This window comes from Streptomyces sp. NPDC058457, from assembly GCF_042720695.1.
GTDB lineage: Bacteria > Actinomycetota > Actinomycetes > Streptomycetales > Streptomycetaceae > Streptomyces.
Genome location: NZ_JBHXLU010000109.1, coordinates 1 through 25,752 on the forward strand (window position 1 = coordinate 1; position 25,752 = coordinate 25,752).

Annotated in this window: 22 protein-coding genes and 2 pseudogenes; 15 read left to right on the top strand and 9 right to left on the bottom strand. The window is 69.9% G+C overall.

The genetic code is table 11. The features are described 5' to 3' along the window. Positions 1-26: 26 nt before the first annotated feature. Positions 27-446: a DUF485 domain-containing protein gene (locus tag ACFWPS_RS46750; protein WP_383718431.1), complete on the bottom strand. Its 420-nt coding sequence runs from the start codon at positions 444-446 to the stop codon at positions 27-29. A 671-nt stretch (positions 447-1,117) separates the two neighbouring features. On the opposite strand from ACFWPS_RS46750, the gene ACFWPS_RS46755 reads away from it, so the two are divergent. Continuing rightward, positions 1,118-2,302, top strand: coding sequence for a type III polyketide synthase (locus ACFWPS_RS46755; protein WP_383718434.1), 1,185 nt, complete (start codon positions 1,118-1,120; stop codon positions 2,300-2,302). 33 nt (positions 2,303-2,335) lie between these two features. Here the strand turns inward: ACFWPS_RS46755 and ACFWPS_RS46760 are convergent, their stop codons facing one another. Continuing rightward, positions 2,336-4,486: a SpoIIE family protein phosphatase gene (locus ACFWPS_RS46760; RefSeq protein WP_383718436.1), complete on the bottom strand. Its 2,151-nt coding sequence runs from the start codon at positions 4,484-4,486 to the stop codon at positions 2,336-2,338. A gap of 205 nt (positions 4,487-4,691) precedes the next feature. Here ACFWPS_RS46760 and ACFWPS_RS46765 point away from each other — a divergent pair, with 205 nt between their 5' ends. The 10 genes from ACFWPS_RS46765 (at position 4,692) to ACFWPS_RS46810 (ending at position 15,011) form a co-directional block, all read left to right on the top strand. Next, positions 4,692-5,294 carry a winged helix-turn-helix domain-containing protein gene (locus ACFWPS_RS46765; RefSeq protein ID WP_383718439.1) on the top strand — a complete coding sequence of 201 codons (603 nt, stop codon included), beginning with the start codon at positions 4,692-4,694 and terminating at the stop codon, positions 5,292-5,294. A 153-nt stretch (positions 5,295-5,447) separates the two neighbouring features. Then, positions 5,448-5,810 (top strand): hypothetical protein, encoded by a 363-nt coding sequence (locus ACFWPS_RS46770; RefSeq protein WP_383718441.1) that lies wholly within the window; start codon positions 5,448-5,450, stop codon positions 5,808-5,810. A 30-nt stretch (positions 5,811-5,840) separates the two neighbouring features. Then, a complete protein-coding gene (locus tag ACFWPS_RS46775; protein WP_383718444.1) occupies positions 5,841-6,344 on the top strand; it encodes a DUF1203 domain-containing protein in 504 nt (167 codons plus the stop codon). Positions 6,345-6,451: 107 nt separating this feature from the next. After that, positions 6,452-6,667, top strand: coding sequence for a DUF4177 domain-containing protein (locus ACFWPS_RS46780; protein ID WP_383718447.1), 216 nt, complete (start codon positions 6,452-6,454; stop codon positions 6,665-6,667). Positions 6,668-7,178: 511 nt separating this feature from the next. Beyond that, positions 7,179-11,453, top strand: a complete 4,275-nt coding sequence (locus ACFWPS_RS46785; RefSeq protein ID WP_383718449.1) for a discoidin domain-containing protein — start codon at positions 7,179-7,181, stop codon at positions 11,451-11,453. Between the two features lie 377 nt (positions 11,454-11,830). Beyond that, complete coding sequence (locus tag ACFWPS_RS46790; RefSeq protein ID WP_383718451.1) at positions 11,831-12,172, top strand: ArsR/SmtB family transcription factor; 342 nt, start codon at positions 11,831-11,833, stop codon at positions 12,170-12,172. A 3-nt stretch (positions 12,173-12,175) separates the two neighbouring features. Further along, complete coding sequence (locus ACFWPS_RS46795; protein ID WP_383718454.1) at positions 12,176-12,682, top strand: SRPBCC family protein; 507 nt, start codon at positions 12,176-12,178, stop codon at positions 12,680-12,682. A gap of 11 nt (positions 12,683-12,693) precedes the next feature. Further along, entirely contained in the window at positions 12,694-13,350 is a 657-nt protein-coding gene (locus ACFWPS_RS46800; RefSeq protein WP_383718456.1) for a dihydrofolate reductase family protein, read from the top strand. Between the two features lie 139 nt (positions 13,351-13,489). Continuing rightward, a complete protein-coding gene (locus ACFWPS_RS46805; RefSeq protein WP_383718459.1) occupies positions 13,490-14,089 on the top strand; it encodes an isochorismatase family protein in 600 nt (199 codons plus the stop codon). Between the two features lie 10 nt (positions 14,090-14,099). Beyond that, a complete protein-coding gene (locus ACFWPS_RS46810; protein WP_383718462.1) occupies positions 14,100-15,011 on the top strand; it encodes a GlxA family transcriptional regulator in 912 nt (303 codons plus the stop codon). A 708-nt stretch (positions 15,012-15,719) separates the two neighbouring features. On the opposite strand, the pseudogene ACFWPS_RS46815 reads toward ACFWPS_RS46810, so the two are convergent. Both ACFWPS_RS46815 and ACFWPS_RS46820 read right to left on the bottom strand, forming a co-directional pair. Further along, positions 15,720-16,322: pseudogene (locus tag ACFWPS_RS46815) on the bottom strand (sensor domain-containing protein); the annotation flags it as partial. Positions 16,323-16,410: 88 nt separating this feature from the next. Continuing rightward, positions 16,411-16,635: a hypothetical protein gene (locus tag ACFWPS_RS46820; RefSeq protein WP_383718464.1), complete on the bottom strand. Its 225-nt coding sequence runs from the start codon at positions 16,633-16,635 to the stop codon at positions 16,411-16,413. A gap of 242 nt (positions 16,636-16,877) precedes the next feature. On the opposite strand from ACFWPS_RS46820, the gene ACFWPS_RS46825 reads away from it, so the two are divergent. The 3 genes from ACFWPS_RS46825 to ACFWPS_RS46835 all read left to right on the top strand — a co-directional run bounded on the left by ACFWPS_RS46825 (position 16,878) and on the right by ACFWPS_RS46835 (position 19,454). Beyond that, complete coding sequence (locus ACFWPS_RS46825; protein WP_383718467.1) at positions 16,878-18,131, top strand: hypothetical protein; 1,254 nt, start codon at positions 16,878-16,880, stop codon at positions 18,129-18,131. A 523-nt stretch (positions 18,132-18,654) separates the two neighbouring features. After that, positions 18,655-19,239, top strand: a complete 585-nt coding sequence (locus ACFWPS_RS46830) for a dihydrofolate reductase family protein (RefSeq protein WP_383718469.1) — start codon at positions 18,655-18,657, stop codon at positions 19,237-19,239. Positions 19,240-19,328: 89 nt separating this feature from the next. After that, positions 19,329-19,454 carry a hypothetical protein gene (locus ACFWPS_RS46835; protein ID WP_383718470.1) on the top strand — a complete coding sequence of 42 codons (126 nt, stop codon included), beginning with the start codon at positions 19,329-19,331 and terminating at the stop codon, positions 19,452-19,454. 90 nt (positions 19,455-19,544) lie between these two features. Here the strand turns inward: ACFWPS_RS46835 and ACFWPS_RS46840 are convergent, their stop codons facing one another. From ACFWPS_RS46840 to ACFWPS_RS46850, 3 genes are all read right to left on the bottom strand, one after another. Further along, positions 19,545-20,672 (bottom strand): glycoside hydrolase family 19 protein, encoded by a 1,128-nt coding sequence (locus tag ACFWPS_RS46840; RefSeq protein ID WP_383718517.1) that lies wholly within the window; start codon positions 20,670-20,672, stop codon positions 19,545-19,547. A 97-nt stretch (positions 20,673-20,769) separates the two neighbouring features. Next, positions 20,770-21,588 carry an RICIN domain-containing protein gene (locus ACFWPS_RS46845; RefSeq protein ID WP_383718473.1) on the bottom strand — a complete coding sequence of 273 codons (819 nt, stop codon included), beginning with the start codon at positions 21,586-21,588 and terminating at the stop codon, positions 20,770-20,772. Between the two features lie 263 nt (positions 21,589-21,851). Next, on the bottom strand, positions 21,852-22,553 hold the full coding sequence (locus ACFWPS_RS46850) for a hypothetical protein (RefSeq protein ID WP_383718476.1): 702 nt from the start codon (positions 22,551-22,553) through the stop codon (positions 21,852-21,854). A gap of 112 nt (positions 22,554-22,665) precedes the next feature. On the opposite strand from ACFWPS_RS46850, the gene ACFWPS_RS46855 reads away from it, so the two are divergent. Beyond that, positions 22,666-23,163: a hypothetical protein gene (locus ACFWPS_RS46855; RefSeq protein WP_383718479.1), complete on the top strand. Its 498-nt coding sequence runs from the start codon at positions 22,666-22,668 to the stop codon at positions 23,161-23,163. A 328-nt stretch (positions 23,164-23,491) separates the two neighbouring features. Here ACFWPS_RS46855 and ACFWPS_RS46860 read toward each other — a convergent pair. Together ACFWPS_RS46860 and ACFWPS_RS46865 are read right to left on the bottom strand one after the other, a co-directional pair. Then, positions 23,492-23,650, bottom strand: a pseudogene (locus ACFWPS_RS46860) (hypothetical protein); the annotation flags it as partial. 459 nt (positions 23,651-24,109) lie between these two features. Beyond that, positions 24,110-25,741 carry a phosphodiester glycosidase family protein gene (locus tag ACFWPS_RS46865; RefSeq protein ID WP_383718481.1) on the bottom strand — a complete coding sequence of 544 codons (1,632 nt, stop codon included), beginning with the start codon at positions 25,739-25,741 and terminating at the stop codon, positions 24,110-24,112. Positions 25,742-25,752 lie beyond the last annotated feature (11 nt).

The window sequence follows — 25,752 nt, forward strand, 5'->3', positions numbered from 1 at the left end:
GGACTGGGCGGTTCCGCCCAGCCCGGTCACGGCGTCCGCTCCCGGTCCGCGACGGACACGCGCGCCTGACGGCGGGCCCGGCGCGCCAGGGGATCCACGAAGCGGTGCGCGGCGGCCTCGTGGACGAGGACCGCCAGCCAGGTCACGGGAATCTGGGCGAGGGCCAGGAGCAGCCCGGTGGGCAGGCCGCCCGGACCGGGGCGGGCCATCAGGGAAGGCGCCTTGACGGTCAGGGTGAGGAAGGCGGCGAAGTAGCCGAGCGCGGTGACGGTCGCCACCCGGCGGTGCCAGCGGTACGCCCGGCGCAGCAGGCGAAGGGTGCGGTGGGCGCCGGAGCGTGGACCCGCCGGACGGGCGCCGTACGGCTCGTCGCCGGTCGACCAGGTCGGGGACGGGCGGTCGTGAAGGAGTCGCTCCGGTGGTAAATCCGGGACATCATGGGACATTTCGACGACTCCTCGATGGGGACCGGGCCCGGCCGTGGCGGGCTGTGGGCAGGGAGGGCGGTTCGGGCAGCCGCACACCGTGCGGCCGGGAGGTCGTGGAAGGCCGTATGCGCCGGTCGTTGAGGACGCCGTCTCGTGGGGGAGCGGTCGGGTGAGCAGGGCGCCATGATCCCCGGCGTGGGCGCGGTCCGCCAGAGGTCCGGCCGGAGTTGCCGGGGGCCCTCCTCGGCACGTTGGGCTGACGTTGGGATCTCCGGTGGGAGGTGATGAAGCATGGGCGGAGCGCGGGGTGGCGCGATCACTTCGAGAAGTGCGCCGTCGCACACCCCATGAGCCCCGGCGCGCCCGCCGGTTGGCCCGGCCGTGAGGGGCGCGGCTGTGACGCACCTCATGGGTGGCGTGGGTCTCGGCCGGCGCCTCGACCCGGACTCCGCCCAACTGGTCTAGGACGCAAGGAGTTTGCTCGGCAACGATCTCGGACGGGTGATCGCGTACACCTGTCGCGTCAACGCCGAACCGAACCGCCAAGGCTTTCGCGGCACATGGGACAGCGCTGAAGTTGCCGAATGCGAAGTACATTGCAATGACAGCGTCTTGACCCCGCTCGACAAAATCAGGCAGGTTTCGGACACTTCACCTCATTTATTAGCTTTCTGCGAAAGATGCGTGTTATGGGCGCCTATCTGTGTCCTCCAGTCGTCATGCAAGGCGAACATGTCGTGAAGACCGACGAGATCCTCGCGGAGGTGCGCGGCCGGCATCCGCAGGCGCCGTGGCTGCCCCGGATCGACGGCATCGCCGCGAGCACGGGGATCGAGTCCCGCGGGTGGATGCTGCCGCTGGAGGCGGCCGCAGCCCCCGGCAGCGGGCCGGGCCTGCGAACTCCGGGCGCCGGCCTGGCCCGAACGGCGCTGGCCCGCAGCGGATTCACCGACGGCGAGGTGAACCGCGCGATCGCCGCGCTGGAGGCGATACCGGCGCCGCAGACCGTCCAGGAGCGCATCGCGCCGGCCTGGGCCGCCGTCCAGACGTACGGGGAGCGCGCGGCCCGCGAAGCCCTTCGGACCGCCGGACTGGAGGCCGCCGACGTCGACTGCCTGATCACCAGTCACTCCACCACCCCGGCCCTGCCGGGGCTGGACCTGTCCCTGCTCAACCGCCTCGACCTGCGCGGCGACGTACTGCTGCTGCCGGCCACCCAGTGGGCCTGCATCGCCGGCACCCGCTCGCTGGCCCTGGCGGCCGACCTGGTCGCCGCGGACCCCGACCGGGTCGTGCTGGTCGTGATATCGGAGGCGCTGAGCACCACCTACCAGCCCGCCGACGACACCCTGGAATCGCTGATCGTCCGGCTGCTGTTCGCGGACACCGCCGTCGCCGTGGTGGTCACCGGCCGCCCCAGGGCGGAATCGATTCTGCGACTGGACGCGGTCTGGCACCACACCCTGCCCGGCACCATGGACCTGCACCGGCTGGAGACCCGGGACGACGGCACGCACTTCGTGATGGACCGCCGCGGGCCGCGGGCCGTACAGGAGACGGTGGCCGAGATGTGGAAGTGGCTGCAGGCCCGCCACCAGGACGACGACCGCCCCTGGCATCCCGATCTGCTGCTCGCGCATCCCGGCGGTACGCGCGTGCTGGAGTACATGGAACAGACCATGCCCGACGACTGGCCGGAGGGGCTCCTGGCCTACAGCCGGGACAGCTACACCACGGGCAACCGCGGCGGTGCCGCCGTACTCGACATCCTGCGCCGCGCGCACGACGACGGGCAGAAGTCGGGCAGCCGTACGGTGCTGTACGCCGCGGCGCCCGGACTGACGGCCACGGCCGTCGAGGGGGAGTGGCTGTAGCCGCAGCCCGCCCCTCCCGTTCCGGCCCGGGCGCTATCCCTCCAGTTCCGCCCAGACTGCCTTGCCGGTGTCGGTCCACCGCACCCCCCAGCGCGTGGTCAGTTTGTGCACGACGTGCAGACCCCGCCCGGTGTCCTCGAGCAGGTCACCCTGGTGCGGGCGCGGCCGGCCGTTGCCGGTGTCGCCGACCTCGCAGGTGAGCCGGCTGCCGGCCCGCACCAGCCGCACCGTGACGGGCCCGGTGCCGAACCGGACTGCGTTGGTGACCAGTTCGCTGATCACCAGTAGCGCGTTGTCGCGGACCTGCTCGCCGATGTGCCAGCGGCGCAGGAGGGGAGCGGTCAGGGAGCGGGCCCGGGCGGGCGTGTCGTCGCGGGCGGGCAGGTGCCAGGTGGCGGTGTCCCGGCTGCGGCGGCCGGCCATCCGGGCGAGCAGCAGCGTGACGTCGTCGCGCAGGGGCTCCGTCGGGGCCAGCGCGGCGACCACACCTCGCGCCGCCTGCTGCAGATCGTCCCAGGGGTGCACCTCGCGCACCACGCCCGTCAGCCGGCCGATGCCCTCGTCGATCGACGCCGCCGGATCCTCCACCAGACCGTCGGTGTAGAGGACGAGCAGCGAGCCGGGCGGCACGGTGAACTCGTGCACCTCGAACGGCTCCCGCACGACGAACTCGGCGCCCAGGGCCGGGTGCGGCTGCCCCGCGACGGTCTCGGCGGACCCGTCGGGATGGACGAGGACCGGGGGCAGGTGGCCGGCGTTGGAGATCTGCAGCCGGTGGTCGACCGGGTCGTAGACCGCGATGCAGCAGGTCGAGCCCAGCGCGCTGTACCCGGCCGCCAGCCCCGCGTCCGTGTCGTCCAGAAGCGTGACCGTCTCGTCCAGCCGCTCCAGCACCTCCCCGGGGCCCAGCCCCGCCGACAGCAGCGCCCGGGCCTCCATGCTCAGCTGGCCCATGGCCGCCGCGGCCCCCAGACCGTGCCCCACGACGTCGCCGACCACCAGCGCGGTACGGTCCCCGGGCAGCGGAAAGCTGTTCACCCAGTCGCCGCCGACGCCCGCGCTGTCCGGGGTGGTGGGCTCGTAGACGCTGGCGACCTCGATGGTGTCGCTGCCGGCCCGCGGGAGCAGCCGGCGCTGCAGGGCCAGCACCTGGGCGTGCTCACGCTGGTGCTGCCGAGCCAGGTCCACGTGCCGGGCGGTCTTGGCCACGAGTTCCTGCAGGTCGAGCAGCTCACCGTCGCGGAAGAGGTTGTCCGGCCGTCGCCAGACCTCCGTCACGCCCAGCACGATGGGCCTGGGCAGGCCTTCGGGTCCTTCCACGACCAGCGGTATGCAGGCGACACTCACCGGTCGGTCGCCGGGCACCAAGGCGCGCACCAGCTGCGGATCGTCGAGCACCCGCTCGATCGCCGCACGGTCGCGAAGGACGACGGCCTGCGGAACGTCGTCGCGCATGACCGCACCGGCCAGCAGACGGCTCGCTTCGCGCGGAAGGTTGTCCCCGGGAGTCAGGTATCCCTCGGGCCAGGCCCGGTCCGGGACCAGGGCGGCCCGCCGCAGCCGGATCCGCTCCTGCGGCTGCTCGGTGAGCGCCTCGCCCGTCCACACGGCGTAGTCGAGGTTGACGGCGGCGACCTCCCCCCAGGCCAGCAGGGACTGGGCCAGCGACTGCGCGGTCTCCCCGATGTCCAGGGACGTCCCGATCGCGGTGGCGGAGGCGTACAGGTGCAGTCGCTTGGCCATGGCGATCAGGGAGACGGTCAGACCGTCCAGCGGTGGTGCGGCCGGCAGGATGCTCATCGAGACCACCAGCTCGGTCCCGTCGTCGCGCCGAAGCCGCTGGACCCGGGCCACGTGCGCCTCTCCCGTCTCCAGGACCCGGCGAAGCCGCTTCACCACTATCGGAACATCCCCGGGCGGCAGCAGATCGGCGAAGGCGGCCCCCGGCGCGGCGGTCACCCCCGCGAACGGAGCTGCGTCCAGATTGGAGCCGCTGATCCTCAGATCCCGGCCGAGACTGACCACCCCGAGGATCTGCTCCCCGCCTTCGGCCTCCCCACCGGTCCCCGAGAGCCGACGCAGAGGCCGCTCGCCCGCCGCTCTTGCTCCGCCTTTCGGGATGTAGTCACCCAGCGCGCCGCTGACCGTGTCGAACGGCGAAGCAGAGGAGGGTGTGGGGTCCATGCGGCTCACACAGTTCGCCTGACTCCGGCGCGTACCGGCAGATCTTCCCGAGTCCCTGCGGTCGAGCCCTGAGAACCCTCGACCGCACATCTCATGAGTAACACAAATACCCGGACCATCGAAGGGGCAAAAGTGATCAAAAGAACACAAGCCGTGAGTGACGTCGGAGATTGTAAAGGTTTCTTTAGAAAGATACCTTTACCTCATGGACCGGCGACAGCTCACCGACCCGCGCGCGCTGCGGGCGTACGCCCACCCGTTCCGCCTGACACTGATCGGGCTCCTGCGCAGGGAAGGCGCGGTCACGGCCACCAGGGCCGCCGAGCTGACGGGGGAGTCGGTGGCCGGCTGCTCCTATCACCTGCGGATGCTGGCCAAGTACGGGCTCGCGGAGCAGACCGGGGAGGGACAGGGCCGGGAGAAGCCCTGGCGGGCCACGGCGGCCTTCACCTCCTGGCCCGGCCACACGGCGGACCCCGAGGTGCGGGAGGCCGCCACCGCGCTCAGCCTCGCGATCGTCGAGCGGTACTTCACCGAGGCGACCCACTGGCTGGAGCGCCGGCACACCGAGCCCGCGGACTGGCAGGAGGCGGCCCCCCTGGGAGACGCCACGATCTTCGTCACCGCCGCCGAGCTCAGGGAACTCGACGAGGAGGTGTGGGAGCTGCTCCAGCCGTACCTCCACCGGGCCGACCACCCGGAGCAGCGCCCCGCCGGGGCACGCCGGGTGTCGTACGTCCACTTCGGTCACCCGGCACGCGACTTCGGTACCCAGCCACAGGGCGAGGCGGAAGCACCACACTCGTGATCGCGGCCGGGCGGTTACCCTCGGGCGGGCCCTGGCCCGGTCTCCCTCCCGGCTGCCTGGGCCCTCGGCCGGCTCGGCCTCGGCCGGCTCGGCCTCGGCCGGCTCGGCCTCGGCCGGCTCTGCGCGGTCGCGTTCACGGTAGGCACACTGAGCGTGCTCTTCGACGTGCGCAACGCCGCGCTGTTCGTCTCCCTGGTCCCCGCCGAACGCCACGTGGAGGGAAACTCCCTTCTCAACGGAAGCAGGGCCATGTCCTGCATGGCCGGCACGAGCGCGGCAGGGGTGCTCGTGCAACTCGCCGGCGTCCACGGCCGCCCCTGCGGCAAGTCCACCTGGGGTCCGCCCGCCCACGCCGCGCTGCGATGCCTGACCCGACGGCCCACCAGTGATCACGCACCACGGCGGGAGGGCCGACAACCCGTCAACCGGCCCAGCGGGCGCTCGACGTACGCAAGCAGGACCGCCGGCAGGGCGGACGACCCGGACCGGACAACGGAGTCCGATTCCCGCCGGTGACCCGAGCCGCCCCGCGGCACGCTGAACACCATGACCACCGCCTTCCCTCCCCTCGCCATCCCCTCCGCGGTCCTGAAGGAACTTCGTGTCCGTGACGACGCCGGCAGTCCGCCGCACCCGTACACGGACGACGAGGGCGACGCGCCACTGCGCTGCTGCCTGCGGTCCAGCACCGCAGGAGAGCGGATCGCCCTGATCTCGTATGCCCCGCTGCGCCGTTGGGCGGCGCAGACCCACGCCGACCCCGGGGCCTACGACGAGCAGGGGCCCGTCTTCGTGCACGCCGAGGACTGCGGCGGCCCGGCCGACGGGAACCTCGGCTACCCGTGGGCCCGACCGGGCGCCCTGCGCGTCCTGCGCCGCTACGACGGCCGAGGGCACATCACGGGCGGCCGCATGCTGGAGCTTCCCGACGACGCCCAGGCGGCTCTCGCGCAGGCGCTGGCCGAGGCCTTCGCGGATCCCGAGACCGCCCAAGTGCACGTGCGTGCCGTCGAATACGGCTGCTACCAGTTCCGCGTCGACCGCCCCTGAACCAGAAAAACGGAGGCCCACGGTGCGTCACGGCACCCGGGGATGATTGTCTGGCCCTGGCCAATCCCATCCCGACCCGGCTCTGCCGGCAGGAGGACCCCGCAGTCATGAGCAGTGCCTACGCCTACGAATACAAGGTCGTCACGTTCCGGGAGTCGCTGATCGGCGACGCGCTGGACAGCGACAAGCTGGAGAAGGTCCTCAACAAGCACGCCGAGGACGGCTGGGCCCTCAAGGCCATCACGTCCGCCGACGTCAAGGGCCGCGTAGGCCCCGGAGCCGTCGAGGGCCTGCTCCTGACCTTCGAGCGTCCGCGCGGCTGACCGAAGCGCGACCGGCAGTAAACCGAACGCCCCCCGACCTGTTGAGGTCCGGGGGGCGTTCGTCGTTCTCCCCGATTGCGCAAGAATTTGCGCTGCTTGCGTTCGCTTGCGGCTCGGGGTGCAAGCGTGGCGTGCGGCCTGCGTGAGGGTCCGAGTCGTGCGCGCTTCCATGAAGTGCCCCTTGTTGCCCGCTCCTTGAGTGTCTCTTTGCCTCAGAGTGATGCGTGCGCCGTCTCCGTCGCTGAGGCATGGGTGGTTCTGGTGAAATTTGTGCAGTCCCTACAGTAGACGGGCTCACAGTATCATGCAATATTTCGATGAAACAATGCAAGAACCTGCGTATTGCGTCCCTCTTGAGCCCCTCCGGGGATCGCCCGTCACCGGCAGGACGGCCCCGCCGTCCGCACGCCTCGCGCCACTGCTCCGCACGCACCTTTCTGCACCACTCCGTCAGGAACGAGCCGCCCTCGCCGCCCCGCCGGCGCGCGAGCCCCGCAGGAAGTGACCCCGCATGACTCGACACAAGCCGAGATCCTGGAGACGGCGCGCAGCGACCGCTGTGCTCGCCTCCGCCGTCATGGTGCTGGGCCTGCCGGCCGTCGGCGCACACGCAGCCGGCGGCCCCAACGCCGCCGCGGACGCCGCGACCACGGCAGGCAGCGCCCGAGCCGCACACGCGGCCGTCAACGTCACGGACGGCGACACCGACACCTACTGGCAGGCCGGAAAGAAGTCGGCCCAGTGGGTCCAGACCGACCTCGGACGGGCCAAGCGCGTCAGAGAGGTCGTGCTGCGGCTGCCCGAGCACTGGCAGACCCGCAAGCAGACGCTGGCGCTCCAGGGCAGTGCCGACGGCAAGAGCTTCGCCACCCTCAAGTCGTCGGCGCAGTACGTCTTCAGCCCCGGCAACGACAACACCGTGAAGGTCGCCGTCCCCGCGACCCTCGCCCGGTACGTGCGGGCCGACTTCAGTGCCAACTCGGTCGCCGGCACCGCCCAGCTCGCCGAGCTGCAGGTCCTCACGACCGCCGCCTCGACCCCCAACCTCGCGCTGGGCAAGCCCTTCAGCGAGAGCGGCCACGCCGACGTCTACGGCGCGGCCAACGCCGGTGACGGCAACCGCAACACCTACTGGGAGAGCACCAACAACGCCTTCCCGCAGTGGCTCCAGGTCGACCTCGGTTCGTCGGTCTCGGTGAACCAGGTGACGCTGCGCCTGCCCAGCGGCTGGCCGAGCCGCAACCAGACACTGAAGATCCAGGGGTCCACCGACAACCAGAACTTCACCGACCTGACGGCGTCGAAGGCGTACGCCTTCAACAGTTCCAACGACCAGTCGACGACGATCTCCTTCGACGCGACCACGACCCGGTACGTGCGGGCGCTGTTCACCGCCAACGACGGCTGGCCCGCCGGGCAGGCGTCCGAGCTGGAGGTCTACGGACCGGCCACCGGCGACACCCAGGCGCCCACCGCGCCGGCCGACCTGGCCTACACCGAGCCGGCCACCGGGCAGATCAAGCTGACCTGGAACGCGGCCACCGACGACACGGCCGTCACCGGCTACGACGTCTACGCCAACGGCCAGCTGCGGGCGAGTGTCGCCGGTAACGTCCTGACCTACACCGACACCCAGCCGGCCGGCACCGACATCACGTACTTCGTGCGGGCCAAGGACGCCGCGGGCAACGTCTCCGCCAACAGCAACAGCGTCACCCGCAAGGGAGCGAGCGGCGACACCCAGGCCCCCACGGCGCCCGGCAACCTCGCCTACACGCAGTCCGGCAGCGACGTGAAGCTCACCTGGCAGGCGTCGAGCGACAACGTCCAGGTCACCGGCTACGACGTCTACGCCAACGACCAGCTCGTCAAGACCGTGGCGGGCGACGTGACGACGTACACCGACACCCCGTCGGCGACGGCCACGGTCACCTACTACGTGAAGGCGAAGGACGCCGCCGGGAACGTGTCGGTGGCGAGCAACAGCGTCACCCGGCCCGGATCCGGTGGCGGCTCCGACCTCGCCCAGGGCAAGCCCATCGAGGCCTCCTCGTACACCTTCACCTACGTCGCCGCGAACGCCAACGACGGCCAGATCGGCACCTACTGGGAGAGCGGGGGCGGCGCCTACCCGGCCACCCTCACCACCAAGCTGGGTGCCAACGCCGACCTCAGCCAGGTCGTCGTCAAACTCAACCCGGACCCGGCCTGGTCCACCCGCACCCAGAACATCCAGGTGCTCGGCCGCGACCAGGACGCGACCACCTTCACCAGCCTCGTCGCGGCGAAGGACTACACGTTCAACCCGGCCACCGGCAACACCGTGACCATCCCGGTCTCCGGCGCCGCCGCCGACATCCAGCTCAAGTTCGCCTCCAACACCGGCGCCCCGGGCGGACAGGTCGGCGAGCTCCAGGTGATCGGCACCCCGGCCGCCAACCCGGACCTCAAGGTCACCGGCATCACCAACACCCCCGCGGCCCCCGTCGAGTCGGACGCCATCAGCCTCTCCGCGACCGTCACCAACAGCGGCAGCAAGGCGTCCAAGGCCACCGACCTGAACTTCACCCTAGGCGGCACCAAGGCGGCCACCGCCGACGTCCCGGCCCTCGCGGCCGGCGCCTCGGCGACGGTCACCGCGAGCATCGGCACCCGGGACGCGGGCAGCTACCCGCTCGGCGCCGAGGTCGACCCGTCCAACAAGGTCATCGAGCAGAACGAGGGGAACAACACCTTCACCCGCTCCGACGCCCTCGTCGTCAAGCCCGTCTCCAGCTCCGACCTGGTCGCCGCCCCGGTCGCCTGGACGCCCTCCAGCGCCTCGGCCGGTGACAACGTCGCCTTCACCGTGGCCATGAAGAACCAGGGGACGGTGGACTCCGCCTCCGGCGCCCACGGCGTCACGCTGACGGTCCAGGACGCGAACGGCGCCACCGTCAAGACCCTCACCGGCTCCTACAGCGGCACCATCGCCTCCGGTCAGACGACCGCACCGATCAGCCTCGGCTCCTGGACGGCCGTCAACGGCAAGTACACCGTCAAGACGGTCATCGCCGACGACACCAACGAACTCCCTGTCAAGCGCACCAACAACACCACCACACAGAACCTGTTCGTCGGCCGCGGCGCCGACATGCCGTACGACATGTACGAGGCCGAGGACGGCACCGTCGGCGGCGGAGCCAAGGTCGTCGGCCCCAACCGCACCATCGGCGACTTCGCGGGAGAGGCGAGCGGCCGCAAGGCGGTCACCCTCAACGCCACCGGCCAGTACGTCGAGTGGACGACCCGCGCCGCGACCAACACCCTGGTCACCCGCTTCGCGATCCCGGACGGCACCGACGCCACCCTCGACGTCTACGTGGACGGCCAGTTCCTCAAGGCGATCGACCTCACCTCCAAGTACGCCTGGCTCTACGGCAGCGAGACCGCGCCCGGCAACTCGCCCAGCTCCGGCGCCCAGCGCCACATCTACGACGAGGCGAACCTGCTGCTCGGCAGGACCGTCCCGGCCGGCTCGAAGATCCGCCTCCAGAAGGACGCGGCCAACACCTCCGCCTACTACGCCATCGACTTCATCAACACCGAACAGGCCACAGCGATCCCGAACCCGGACCCGGCCGCCTACACGGTCCCGGCCGGCTTCACGCAGCAGGACGTGCAGAACGCCCTCGACAAGGTCCGCATGGACACCACCGGCAAGCTCGTCGGCGTCTACCTGCCCGCCGGTGACTACGACACCTCCAGCAAGTTCCAGGTCTACGGCAAGGCCGTCAAGGTCGTCGGAGCCGGGCCCTGGTTCACCCGCTTCCACGCCCCCTCCTCGCAGGAGGACACCGACATCGGCTTCCGTGCCGAGTCCACGGCCAACGGCTCGACATTCGCCGGCTTCGCCTACTTCGGGAACTACACGTCCCGGATCGACGGACCCGGCAAGGTCTTCGACTTCTCCAACGTCTCGAACATCACCATCGACAACATCTGGGCCGAGCACATGGTGTGCCTCTACTGGGGCGCCAACACCGACAACATGACCATCTCGAACTCACGCATCCGTGACACGTTCGCCGACGGCATCAACATGACGAACGGCTCCACGGACAACCACGTCGTCAACAACGACGCCCGCGCCACGGGCGACGACAGCTTCGCCCTCTTCTCGGCCATCGACGCCGGCGGCGCCGACGAGAAGAACAACCTCTACGAGAACCTGACGTCCACCCTCACCTGGCGGGCGGCCGGCATCGCCGTCTACGGCGGCTACGACAACACCTTCCGCAACATCCGCGTCGCCGACACTCTCGTCTACTCCGGCATCACGATCTCCTCGCTGGACTTCGGCTACCCGATGAACGGCTTCGGCACCGATCCCACGACGATCGAGAACGTCTCCCTGGACCGGACGGGCGGCCACTTCTGGGGATCCCAGGTCTTCCCCGCCATCTGGGCGTTCTCCGCTTCGAAGGTCTTCCAGGGCATCAGGGTCAACGACGTCGACATCGACGACTCCACCTACGGAGGCGTCATGTTCCAGACCAACTACGTCGGCGGCCAACCCCAGTTCCCGGTGAAGGACACCATCTTCACCGACATCTCCATCACCAACTCCAAGAAGAGCGGAGACACCTTCGACGCCAAGTCCGGCTTCGGTATCTGGGCCAACGAACTCCCGGAGCCCGGCCAGGGGCCCGCAGTCGGCGAAGCCACCTTCCGCAACCTGCGCATGAGCGGCAATGCCCAGGACATCCGCAACACGACCAGCACATTCAAGATCAACATCGAGTAGTTCCCGAACAACGACGAACAACGCGGGGCCGCCCTCGGCAGGGGGCGGCCCCGCCCTGTCACCGAACCGCCACCGCCGACACGCCGAGTCGGTGACAGTGCGCCGGGGGATCGGCTTCGGCTCCCGGCGAAGCGGCCGCCCCGGTCGCGCCGGCCTGCCTCGCCGCCGCAACCGGCGATCCGCCGACGGCACTTCACTGATCGTGCCGTGGGGTCGCACACGGGAAGCCGGGAGGCGCCCCTCGCGACGGACCCGGCCGTGTGCGACCGGGTGGTACGCAGGCTGTCCGACTCCTCGCCGGCGCGCCCCACCAGAGACCGCGGACTCGGCAGCGCCACCGAGTTGACGCATTCCGATATGGGCATATGATGGCTGCCATGGCACGAGCAGCGACGACGTCGGACGCGTTCAACGCGATCGCCGAGCCGCAGCGCCGGGACATCCTGGCGCTGCTGCGGGCGCGGGAGTGGCCGGTGACCGACCTGGCCCAGGAGCTGGGGATGAGCCAGCCGCGGGCGTCCAAGCACCTGCGGGTGCTCCGGGAGGTGGGACTGGTGCGGGTCCGCGAGGCGGGCAAGCAGCGCCTCTACGGCCTGGACGCCCGCGGGCTGCGCCCGGTCCACGAGTGGGTCGGCGGATTCGAGCGGTTCTGGAACGAGAGTTTCGACCGGCTGGACACCTACGTGCAGGACCTCAAGCAGACACGGCAGGAGGAATGACCGATGGCACGGGCAAGACAGGGAACGCGGGCGGAGCCGGCGACGGCAGACCGGGAGATCGTGATCTCCCGGGTCATCGACGCCCCGCGTGAGCTGGTGTTCGAGGCGTTCACGGAGGTCCGGCACCTGTCGCGGTGGTGGGGTCCGGAGGGGTTCACCACCACCACGCGGTCCTTCGAGTTCCGCGAGGGCGGGGAGTGGGTCTTCGTGCTGCACGGGCCGGACGGGACCGACTACTCCGAATGGATCCGCTGGACGCGGATCGTCCCGCCGGAGCGGATCGAGCTGCTGCACGGTGAGTCCCGCGACGACCCGAACGCCTTCGAGTCGGTCCTGACCTTCGCGCCGGACGGCGCGGCGACCCGGATCGTGATGCACACGGTGTTCCCCACCAGGGAACTGCGCGACGAGGCGGTCGAGAAGTACCACGCGATCGAGGGCGGCCGGCAGACCCTGGGCAGCCTGGCGGCCTACGTCACCGACCTCGCGCGGAAGGGGGCGGAGGGCTGATTGCCGGGAAGGTGTTCTTCAGTGTGTCGATGTCGCTGGACGGCTTCATCGCGCCCGAGTCCGTGCCCGTCGAGGACGAGCTCTTCGCGCCCGACAAGCAGGACGACCCGGACGTTCGGCGCTGGATGGCGCAGTGGACGGAGCTGCAGCAGTGGGTGTTCCCGCTGCGGTTCTTCCGGGAGAACCTGAAACTGGGCGAGGGCGGCGCGGAGGGCCTCGACAACGACGTCGCGCGGGACACGTTCGAGCGCACCGGTGCGAGCGTCATGGGCAAGCGCATGTTCGACCTCGGCCAGCAGTCATGGCCCGAGGAGGCGCCCTTCCACACCCCGGTCTTCGTCGTGACGCACACCAGGCGTGACCCGTGGGAGCGGCCCGGCAGCACCACGTTCCACTTCGTCAACGACGGCATCGAGCACGCCCTCGACCACGCCCGCGAGGCCGCCGGCGACCGCGACGTCCGCATCGCCGGCGGCGGCGCGACGATCCTGGAGTACCTGAACGCCGGCCTGGTCGACGAGTTCTCGATCACGCTGTCACCGGTGCTGTTCGGCGCCGGCACCCGCCTGTTCGACGGCGTGGACGCGTCCAGGGTCGCGCTGGAGCCGGTCCGCTCGGAGCCCTCCTCGCGGGTGACCCACCTGACCTACGCCGTGCACCCGAGGTAGCCACACCACCACTCCACCCCGGCGACCTGCGGCGAAGTACACAGCGATCCGGTCACGCCGAGGCCGTGACCGGATCGGTCCGTACCCGGACCCGATGAGGCCTGTCGCCACTCCGGCCCCGCCGGTCAGGCTTGGGGACATGACCCGAGCGCTGATCGTCATCGATGTCCAGGAATCCTTCCGTGCCCGCCCGCTGTGGGAGACCATTTCCAACCCGAAGATCGCCGACCAGGTGGACCGGCTGGTCCGGCTCGCCCGCCAGGCCGGGGACCTGGTGGTGTGGGTGCTGCATGCCGAGCCCTGCAGCGGCGATGTCTTCGACCCCGCCCTCGGCCATGTCCGGCTGATGGACGAGTTGCAGCGCCGGGACACGGAACCGCTGATCCACAAGACCTCGCACAACGCTTTCACCACCACCAACCTGCAGCAACTCCTCACAGAGCGCGGCATCCACGAGCTCACCGTCTGCGGCATCCGAACCGAGCAGTGTGTGGAGACCACCACCCGCGTCGCGAGCGACTTCGGCTACCAGGTCACCTTCGTCAGCGACGCCACCGCGACCAACCCCATCCCGCACCGTGACGCTCCCGCCGACCAGAGCGTCGCCGAACTGCTGTCGGACCCCCGCACCCTGAGCGCCGAGGAGATCATCAGGCGCACGGAGTACGCCCTTGCCGGACGCTTCGCCACCATCACCACCGTCGGGCAACTGGAAGCCGCGGCCGAGTCTCGGGCATGATGACCGGATCGTGAGCCACATCGCCTTTCTCCTGGTGCCCGGACTCCATCTGCTGGACCTGGCAGGCCCCGCGCAGGTCTTCTCCACGGCCGCCGACTTCGGGCACTCCTACACACTCGGCTACATCGCCGAGCAGCCGCTGGTTCCCACCGCTCAAGGCCTGCCACTGGTGGCCCAGACCGACTGGCCGGACCTCGGCCCCGAGGACCTGATCGTGGTGCCCGGCTGGCGGGCACCCACCCTGGCAGGCAGTCCTGCCATCGGCGCGGCCGCCCTGCAGTCCCTTCGCGACCACCACGCCAGGGGCGGCACCGTTGCCAGCGTCTGCGCCGGAGCCGAGGCACTCGGCCGGGCCGGCCTGCTCGACGGCCGCCGCTGCACCACCCACCACGACGTGCAGGACGAACTCGCCCGCCGCTACCCCCGAGCTACGGTCGTTCGCGATGTTCTTCATACCGCCGACGACCGGGTGGTCACCTCGGCCGGCATCGCCAGCGGCATCGACCTGGCCCTGCACCTGATCGCCACCCGGCACGGCCCCGCCGTCGCCGCACAGGTGGCCCGGGACATGGTCGTCTACGCGCGGCGCAACGGCCATGAATCGCAGGCCAGCGCAATGCTCAGATACCGATCCCATCTCGACGACACCGTGCACCACGCCCAGGACGTGCTCGACGCACGCTACGACCAGGCGCTGCCCCTGTCCGCCCTGGCCACGACCGTGGGCGTGAGCGAACGTACCCTCACCCGCCTCTTCACCCGCGCCACCGGCGGCCTCACTCCACTGCGCTATCAGCAGACCCTCCGTCTCGAACGCGCCGAGCACCTCATCAGCCACGGCGCCACGGTCGATGCCGCCGCCCGCGCGGTCGGCTTCGAGGACCCCCGCATGCTGCGCCGCCTACGAGCCCGCAAGTCCTGACCAGCAGCAGCGCACGCCAAAACGGCACCGATCATTCCTGGCGGCGCATCTACGGCCTCGGCAGGAGGACGCCAACGGAGCCCGGGCGAAGAGCCGCCGGTCACGCGTCGCACCCCTGATCCGCGAGTGTGCCCAGCGATACCGCAACCACCTGGCAGAACGCCCGACCGTGCACCGGCGGGTGTGGCTGTGCTGGCCACGTTCGTCAGCGCTTCGGCGACCACGAAATACGCGGCCGTCTCGACGGCCGGGTCCAGCCGACGGCTGACGGGACCGGCGTCGACGTCGACGTCGGCGGGGACGACGCAGCGCGCGGCCAGAACGGACAGCGCGCAGCCCTCGGCCGGTGAGAATCGGCGGGGCAATGCCTCGTGACAGGGCCCGCAGCTCGTCCAGCGCCTGCCGAGTCTGGACGACCGCGTGGCGAGCGCGACCCGGACGAGTTCCGGATTGCGGTCGAAGTGATGCTGGACGCGGCCCAGTTCCATCGCCAGACGGACCAGCTGCTGTTGGGGCCCGTCGTGGATGTCGCGTTCGAGCCGGCGCAGGGCCGCGGCCTCGGCCCCACCGCTGCGACGGCCTGCGCGCGGGCGGTGTCGCGCTCTGCTCAAGTCCGCTGATCCTGCGGTGCAACGCTGACAGGCCGGACAGCAGTACCCGGCCGAGACCGGCCTGGGCGGCGACACATACCCGGGTCACCAGCGGCAGGGTGAACAGCAGCAGCACGGCGACCGTGATCGCGAAGGCGACCCGCCCGGCCGGGGACGTCAGCCCCAGGCTCAGAGCTATGTGCGACCGGTCGCTGCCCGCGTACAGGGTCATCGGCCGCAGCGACCCGGGCGTGACCTGGTTGCGCAGCGGGTACCTGGCGGTCGCGCCTCCTACGAACCACCACAGCACCGTCACCACCGAGGTGACCAGTACGACGGGGAGCACCATCACCGTGTACGCCAGGTCGAGCCACAGCACCGGGGCAGCCGCGTCGGCCGTCTCCTTCGACCTCGACCTCGGCCGCCGGCCCGCGTCCGGTGCCCCGACGGCCCAGGAACGCACCTTGCCGATCCGCCACCACTCCACATCGCCGGGCCACCGCGCCAGCGCCCGGGCCGCGACGGGCGACCCGCCCGGCAACAACGAACCGCCCATTCCGACGCCCAGGCCGCCGACCACCAGCAGCAGACCGACAACGGCACTCAACGGCGCAGTAAGGAGATACAACGATTCCACGAGCGTGCGACGCCCGACGCAAACGACGAACCCGGCGCCTGGCCGCAACCGACGCGCGACCGCGGGAGGCAACGACTCAACCATTCCCTCAGCATCATGTCGCCCCGGCCCAAGTCTCCCCGACGCCCGCCGTCGTCAGCCGCGAGGACCCACAGACCGCGCCGGACCGCCATCACCCCCGGGCACGGCCCAACTTGGCCACCTGCGCGGCCAGCAGTCCACGTCGGCACACCGAGGACGCCGGCGTAAAACCGATCAGCCCCACCAGAGCCGTTTCCGCGGGTTGATGAACATCCATGTGATCACGCGCCGAGCCCGCGTATGCCTTGATGGGCAGCTGACGGGGCGTCGGCCTGGTGGTGTAGATCGGCCCAATGCCGTCGACCAGCAAGGACATCGGGGAGCTCCACGTTCGCAAGGTTCTTCCATCTGGAAGAACGGGCCCAGCCAAGAGGCCTCGGTGACTTCCGCAGCCCAGGCGTAAGACGACCATCACGGTGGTATCGCTTTGAGTACCGGCTTGCCTGGGCGTCGCGGGCGTCTCGTTCCCCGGTGAGCCGGCCGAGGGGGGAAAGCGTGGGGGACATGCCGGCGTTGGTACGGGAAGTACGGCATCGGGTGAATACCCTGCGCCAGTCAGTGGCTCAGACAGTCGAGCGGGCCAAACCGGAGAACGTTCACGCTGCCATTTGCAGACGCCTGGACCGAGAAGGCACCGAAGCAGCGAACAGGGCTATTACCCGAGTGCAGCCGGCGACACTTCCGCTTTATGGCCTGGACGAGGACGGTCAAACACGCATACGAGGAAAGATCGAGCAAGCAATTAGTCGGAGTGAGGCTCTGGATGCCAGGACTTCACTCATCACCGCTTGGTCATTGATGGCTGGAACCTTGTTTTCCTTCGTCGTGATGACCGTTGGAATATTCACTTACGCAGGACGGTACTTCTTTGTGGTGGTTGCGGCATCCATCATCTGGGGGCTCCTTTTCGCCTTCGCTTCCCTCATGGCTAAGCTGCTTCCGGCGCAGATCACGAAGAGGGCAGAAAAAGCCGCGTTTTACGTACCCGTATGCTGCTTGAATATCTTCCTGCTTTTGTACTGGATAAAATCATCCGTAATTGAGTCATGGCTCTTCGGCGTCCATGGGGGCTCATCTGTCCTTGATGCACAAGGAATCACGACAGGGCTGCTTTATCTTACGTACTCGATAGATGGACTCGCGATAGTGGCCGCACTTGCAACTTGGAATGAGTTCCGTCTGACGAGAAAATTCCAAAAGGCAGACCCGGCCACTGGACCATACGATCGAGCGATTGCCTCATGGGCGTGGACGATTCGCTGGTTGGAGCTGGCGGCGCCTGACTGGCCGACACAAGCCCTGATGAAGCAGTCGGTTATGCAGCTTGAAAGTCTGGCGGTCGTAGTGCGGGGCGAACTGAAGATGACTTGGCTGCGTGACACGAACTATCTTATGCTTCCACATTTTCACTTGGAAGCTTACAGAGTCTATGCAGCCATACTGCGGCACAGGAGTCGGCTGGTTCGGTGTGGTACTGGGGAGGGATTCCAGCAGCTCCTCGAATCCCTCTCCGATGGTTTGGTCGCACTGACACTGGGGAATCGTGACCGCCTCCTCGCGAACGCGCCAGAAATCACGAGGAGCACCATGGTGAAGGATGCCTTCAAACGGGCATATCCGGGCCTCATACTGTTGGCTGCGGGCATCGCCCTTCCCTATATTCCCCAAATTGCCAAGCAGCCCGAAGTGGCAGACAACGTGCGCGTTGCGCTCATCGTGATGGGAGTCTTGGCACTCGCTTCTGCGCCATCGGACGCGGCGCAGAAGGTAAACGATATCGTCGCCAAGATACTTCCGTTCGGTAAGATCTGAGAGACAGTACGGGTTTCCCCCCTCAAAGTTGCGAAAGTTCAGGCACCAACTCGAAGAGGCCAACTCCCTGGTGGTGCTGAAACTTGCCACGACCGGACCGCCCGTCCCTGCGACCGTTTCCTCCGCCACTATGGCGGAGAGGTCTGGGTCGAGAGCAAGGGCGGGTACTGCCCCTTGCCCCCTCCGGCTACCTGCCCCTTCGACAACCCGACTGTCTGACCCGCCGACACCACCTGGCAGGTGATCGATCCCCGGGCCCCATAGGTGGGGCGGTGCGAGCACCCGCCGCTGCGGCGCCCGGCCGTTGTCACTTCTGCTCGGTGCGGAGGAAGATCAGGGTCGGCTGGGCACCGCTTCGACCGGGCAGCACGGGGCGCCACCCGCTTTGATGATGTGGTGCTGTCCGCGTGGTGGCTTCGGTGAGCAAGAAAGTTTGGTGCAGGTGTCGATTCGGCCGGTGGCCGTTCGTGTAGGGGGTGACTGGGCCGCGGAGGAGCGGTCCGCAGAAGCAGGGGAGCATGTCATGCGCTCGATCAACGCCACGTTGTCCATCACCCTCGACGGAGTTGTCCAGGGCCTGGGCCGTGCGGACGAGGACACCCGCGGTGGCTTCACCCACGGGGGCTGGGGCGGGAAGTACAGCGACGAGGTGATGGGCCGCGAGATGGGCAAGGGCATGGCCAGGCCCACGGACATGCTGTTCGGACACCGGACCTGGACGGACTTCATCACCGCCTGGGGCAACGCCACTGACGGGAACCCGTTCACCACGCACATGAACGCGGCCACGAAGTACGTGGTGTCCAGGACGCTGGAGAACGCCGATGCATGGCAGAACTCGATCCTGCTGCCCGGCGAGGCCGCCGAGACGGTGGCCAAGCTCAAGGCCGAGCCGGGCAACGATCTGACGATCATCGGCAGCGTGGCACTGGTCCGCGACCTGCACGCCGCCGGCCTGGTGGACACCTACACGCTGTTGATCCACCCGCTCGCCCTGGGCACCGGAACGCGGTTGTTCGAGGGCCCCGCCCCGCTGACCGAATTCGAGCTCACCAGCAGCGTCACTACCACCAAGGGGGTGATCATCGCCCACTACACCCGCCGGTGAAGCAGGAATCATGCGGAACTGCACCCCGCGGCCCGGGCACGCCCAGGTGGTCAGCCACCCGCTTCGTCTCCTTCCGGGGCTTCTGCAGGATGAGAACGGTCCGGGCCCTGGGCAAGTGTCCGGACGCCGATCACAGCGGGACGACCAACGGCACCCAGCTTCAGCTGTACACCTGCAACGGCACGGCGGCCCGGAACTGGAAACTGCCGGGCTGAGCCGTCGGCGGGCGAGCTGACAGCCCTGGTACCCCCGGAGCCGGCCGGGCAGTTGCACGCCCGGCCGGCTCCACCAGTAGGCGGGGATGGTCAGCAGTACAGGTTGGCGCCGGGGGCGACGCCGAGGATCGAGGTGAAGCGCTGGTAGGCGTCGACGCGGCTCTGGACCTGGGCCGGGTTGCGGCCGTCGCATTCCAGGGAGCCGTTGATGGAGCGGATGGTCTGGCCGAAGCCGGCGCCGTTGACCATGGCGTTGTGGGGGGTCATCGTGCCGGGGCCGCTCTGGGTGTTCCAGTACCACAGGCCGGTCTTCCAGGCGACCGCCGAGTCGTTCTGCACCAGCCAGGGGTTGTTGAGCAGGTCGATGCCGAGCGCGTCGCCCGCGGCCTTGTAGTTGAAGTTCCAGCTGAGCTGGATGGGGCCGCGCCCGTAGTAGGCGGCCTGCCCGGCCGGACAGCCGTAGGACTGGCTCCAGTCGCAGTACGTCGGGTAGTTCGCGGTGTTCTGCTCGACGATGTAGACGAGTCCGCCGGTCTCGTGGCTGACGTTGGCGAGGAAGGCTGCGGCCTCCTGCTTCTTGACGGTGTCGCTGCCGGTGTTGGCGAAGCCGGGGTAGGCGCTGAGGGCGGCGGTGAGACCGCTGTAGCTGTAGAAGGAATTCCGGCTCGGGAACATCTGGTTGAACTGCGCCTCGCTGACGACGAACCCGGACGGGTTGCCGCCTCCACCGTCACTGGCCGGGGTGTTCCACTTCTGGTTCGCACCGCCGGTGCAGGTCCATATCTGCAGGCGCGTGGCGTTGGCGCTGCTGTTGCCCCGTACGTCGAGACACTTGTTCGCGGCCGGGTTGACGATGTCGTGGGCGGCGGTGACGACCCACTGCTGGTTCGTTCCGCCGGAACAGTCCCAGAGCTGAACGGCGGCTCCGTCGGCTGTGCCGCGGTCGACCACGTCGAGGCACTTGCCGAGGGCGCGCAGAGTTCCGTCGCCGCTGTTGGACCAGCTTTGGGCACCGGTGCCGTTGCAGTCGTAGAGCTGGACGGCGGTGCCGTTGGCGCTGCTCGCGCCGGCCACGTCGATGCACTTGCCGGCCAGCCCGGTGATCTGGCCGGTTGCCGCCTGGGCCGGGGCGACGGTGAACAGGGCGGACAGGACGGCGGCGAGGACGACGCCGAGCGTCAGCCGTCCGAGGGCGGTTCGCCCGCGGAGGCGGGACATGCGGAGAGAAAGGCGCACGGGGAACTCCTCCTGACGTGAAACGAGGGGGGTGGGAGTGTGTGACGTGACCGGTCTGCGGCCTGCGGGGGCAGACGTCTCAGCCGAGGACCTGCTGGGTCACCACGATGTGTCCGGCGTCGGGGTCGAGGACGCCGCCGAGCCGGCTGAACGCGCCGTCGGTCAGATCAAGGCACTTGGGCTCCTGCGGGGTCTGGACGAACGTGCCACGGTCGTTGACCCGAACGGTCAGGGACCGGCCGTTGGCGACGTTGGTGACCAGTACACGCGTGCCGAAGGGCAGTTGGGGCTGGCGGGAGAGGGAGGTGGCGACCGTGTCGGCGTTGTTGTCGAAGACCTCGCCGCTGGCGGTCAGGGCGCCGGGCGGCTGCGGGCCGTAGTGCGTGGCCCAGCACTGCTCGCCGGTCTGCTCCCCGGGAGCGTTCCACTTCTGGTTGGCGGCACCGGTGCAGGTCCAGATCTGGATCCGCGCACCGTTCGCCGAGGAACGGTCGGTCACGTCGAGGCACTTGTTCGCCGCGGGGTTGACGATGTCGTGGGCGGCGGTGACGGTCCATTGCTGGTTGGCGGCACCGGTGCAGGACCACAGCTGGACCTTGGCGCCGTCGGCGGTGGAGTTGGCTGTGACGTCGAGGCACTTGCCCAGGGCGCGCAGGGTGTTGTCGGCTCCTGTGGTCCACTGCTGGGCGCTGGTGTTGTTGCAGTCGTAGAGCTGCACAGGGGTGCCGTCGGCAGTGCCGGCGCCGGCGACGTCGAGGCATTTGCCGGCGAGGCCCGTGATCGCGCCGGTCGCCGCGGCCGCCGGTGCCGCGGTCAGCGGGCTGAGCAGCAGGGCCAGCAGGGCTATGACAGGCGTACCGCGTAACGCGGTGGTGAGGAAGGAAGAGCGAGCAGCCATGGGGGGTGGGAAGCCTTTCCGAGGTGGCATGCAGGTGTGGCGGACACCGACAGGACGCACATGAGGACGACCTGACATCGGGAAGGTAAAAGGTCTATACCAAGACCGTCAAGATGTGAACATGACAGAAATGCCCCGAGTCTCCGCTCCTGCTGCTTGCTGGGCGCCGGGACAAGCGCCCCGGCGGAACAGGTGATCGTCGCCGATAAGTCAGACGTACTCGCAGCCACCCGAACCACCCCCGGGATGCACGGCCAAGCAGACTACGCACACGGCAAAGGCAACGGCAGTGCGTCTGGACCGTGTTCGGCCGCCAGCCGGGCGCAGCCCGCCAGATCCCTCACGGTCCGGCGATGTTCGCGCAGCGCGCCGATGGGAGCGCCGGTGACCTGGCCGATGACCGAGCCGACGGTGCCGGGAAACATGAGCGCCTGGGCGACGTCGGCGAGCGCGGACTGCATCTGCTGCGGCAGCGCCTGCCCGAACCGGGAGCCGAGCCCGCCGCGGCGCAGGTACTCCTCCAGCGGCTCGCCGGGGTGGTTGGCCTCCCAGTAGCGGCGCAGCGCCAGGTCGAAGGCGGGCAGCGGGCGCCCGATCCTGGTGAGGGCGGCCCGGATCGTCAGCACGATCTGCTCGAAGTCGGTGCCGGCCGAGCGGGCGAGATCGATGCGCACGGGCAGGATCCGGTCGGCCGGCCAACCCGGCGCGCCCCACTGGGAGGGGCGGCGGCCGGAGTCGGCGAGCGCCGCCTCCAGCGTCCTGGCCAGGGTGGTCTTGCCGATGTTGCCGACGCGGTGGAAGACCAGTACGTGGTTGCGGGGCGCCTCAAAGTACTCGGGGCCGAAGCCGCGAGCGCCGACGTGGTGTAGATGCTGGGTGGGCGCGACCGCGACCAGCTCCCACTGCGCCTGCCTGTTCGTGAACGCCTCGTCCGCAGAGAGACTGCGGTCGTTGGTGCTGAACAAGGCCCTGAGATCCCGGCCTGTCACGCTTCCCCCCGAAGGATGATGGCCAAGGTGCCCAACCTGTCCCCGTTTCGTCTGCCCTGAGGAGTGTGCCTCCGGCCAGGACTCGGGCGTGCTCCGCGAGCACCTTTGGCTGGCGGGAAGACGGGTTCCGGGCGTCAACAAGCCCGCTGACCGCTTCGGCGCCGCACTCGGCGTCCGGGACGTCGACGGCGACGGATACGACGACGTGGTGATCGGCGCACCGGGCAACGACATCGGCGGCGCCGTAGACGCCGACACCGTCTGGGTCATACGCGGTTCTGCGTCCGGCCTGACCACGAAGGACATCCGTGTGCTCAGCCAGAGCCCCCGCGCCGTCCCTGGAATCCCGGAACGCGGTGACCGGTTCGGCGCCGCGGTACGGCTCATCGACGCCGACCGCGACAAAAGGGCCAGCTTGATCGTCGGCGCTCCCGGCGAGGACGGCGACAACGGCGGAGTGTGGGTCTTCCCCTCCGCCGGCAGCGGGCCCTCTCCCAGCCGCTCATGGTCCTTCGACGGCGGCACACTGCACGCCCCCAACCCCGACGCCCGTTTCGGTCAGACCCTTGCCCCGCACGGCCGCTGACAGCAGACCCGCCCGGCACCGGCAGCCGTCCACACCGTAGTCGGGTCGCGGATGTTCGCCGCCTGGGCGTCCCGTCCACTGCGCGATCGGCACGGGACGCCTCCACTCCCGGCGCACGGCATTCGCCGCCGTCGGCCGCGCTCACGTGCAGACCACCTGGCCGCGCCGCACCACCGGCGTAGCCGTCCCGGTCGAGGTCGGCGGTGGCCGTGGCCTGCCCGAAGTGGTCGCCGGTCTGGGCGAGGCCCACCACACCGGGCGTGCTCATGCTGGACGTCGCCCGGTGTGCGAGGGACAGGCCGCTCGCGGACCCGTACAGGACGGCGACGTAGCCGACGCCCTTCTTCCCGCTCACGGTTCCGCCGGGGGCCGAGACCGCGAGGTCGCGGTAGCCGTCGTTGTTGAAGTCGTCGTGCGTGATGGGCGCGGGGGCGGCGTCGGCGGGCGGGGCCGTCGCCGTGATGGTGGCTCCGACGGTCAGCAGCAGGGTCGCGGCGGCGACGCCGGTGGTGCGGCGCGGCCTGTGTGGTGGAGGGTCTGTTCTGGCGCAAGGTCATACTGCCGGGATCACTGCGAGGCCCGACACGGACACGAACGGCACCGGGCCGCGAAGCCCCGCCGCCCGCCGCAGAGTATGGGACCCGCCAGCGACCCGAAGGGTTGTGCGAGGCCGTCCACAGCCGTACCGGATCGCCCGATCCCTGGTGGGACCGGGTTCTCGACGGGCTTTCGACGGGCCCTCGACGAAGAGGCCGGGCAGACGCGTTCTCACCCGACCGCGAACTTCGTTGCCAGAGCACCTGTTTCGGACGACGGCCGCGACACCATGACAGCGGACGCGAATGACGAGCCCTGCGATCAACACCCGCCCCTGCCTCCGCCACCCGGCGGGGAGCGGGGCGGCGGAGAGGGGAGGCGGCGCCTCGACGGTGCCGCGCGCGGGTGGTCAGTCCTGTCCGGCGCGCGGCAGGACCTGGACCGTGTCGCCGACGGCACGCTCGCCGGTGGCGTCGGACGTGGTGTTGACGAGGCTGCCGTCGACGGCCATGGCGGTGGAGCCGCCGCCGTCCAGGTTGAGGGCCTGTACCGCGCCGAATGAGCGCATGAACCGGGCGGCCTCGGCGAGCGTGAAGCCCTCGCTCACACCGGGCTGCCGGCCGTCGACGGTCACGAGGAGCAGCCGCCCGCGACCGTCGATGCCGGCCAGGGTGCGCGGCTGGCGCACGTTGGACCAGGCGAACCCGAAGGAGAGGTCGCGCGGGTCGAGTGTGCCCTCGGCGGCGGCGTCGATGTGGACCCGGCCGTCCTCGACCAGGGTCGGGGCCGCGCTGACGACGCTGTCGTCGGGGCCGAGCCGGACCTGCCTGCCCGAGGCGTCCCGGACCGTCTCCCGCAGCTCCAGCCGGCGGCCCGTCGCGGCGTGTTCGGCGAGCCAGGCGGCTGCGGTCCCGGTGCCCTGGAGGACCGAGCCGCCGGCGGGCACGGAGCCGCCGCGGTCGCCCTGGGAGACGACGACACCGTGCCGGTCGAGGACCACCTGGAAACCGGTGCCGGTCGGCAGGGGCGCCCCGAACTCGGAGGTGAACCTCACCAGGTCGTCCGCGAGCGAGCAGGTGACGTCCTGCCGGGGGAGTTCGGTGGGTACGGCCCCGGGGCGGCCGCAGTCGCGCACCTTGCCCGGGACCCGGTTGATGCCCTGCACCGCGTGGACGGCCGAGCCGGAGCGGACGGTCACAGTGGTGGACAGGTCCGCGACCCGGACGTGCCGTCCGCCGTCGGCGAGGACCAGCGCGGCACGGGAACCGGCCGCCATGGACTGCAACTCGCCGCGCACCACGGACAGCCCGGCCGAGGTGCCCTGGACGCCGTCCGCGTCGGACGTGACGAAGAAGCCGCCGTTGACGCCGACCAGGGAGCCCAGACGGGCGGCCACCGTCGAGGTCTTCTCGCGGTCGGCGGCGTCCCCGCCGTCACTCACCTCGATCGTGCCGCGCAGCCGGGCCGGATCGACGACGGCGACGTGGACGCGTTCCGCGTCGGCTGGCCGGCGTCCGTCGTAGCCCGTCCACTCGACGGAGGTACGGAAACCGGCGGCCGACATCGCCGAGCCCAGCGTCCCCGCCTCGGCCTGCGTGGCGTACCCGCCGGCTCTGACCTGCCAGCCCATCGTGCCGTGCGGCGTGTCGGCGTACTGGTCCCAGGTCACCCGCTCGACGCGCGGCGCGAACCCGGCGGCCCGCAACTGCCCGGCGGTGGTGTCGGCCCACCCGCGGTCACCCAGCGGGGCCCAGGTGGCGGCACCCGTGAGGCGGTTGACGGCCGGGGCCTGGACGGTGACGGTCCACGCACCGGCGCCCCGCGGGTCACTGAGCACCCCGGTACGGACCTCCACTCCGGGCGCCACGTACCGAGTGGTCCACGCGACGGCATCCGCGGCGGCGCGCCCGGTCCTCGTGCTCGCGCCGGCCGGCGGAACGAACGCGACCAGGGCCAGTACGGTCCCCAGCACGAACCCCCGTCCCGCCCTGCGGCGCGCACCCCGTACCACATACCCGAACGTCCCGGCTCCGACAGACATGCCTCTCCTGA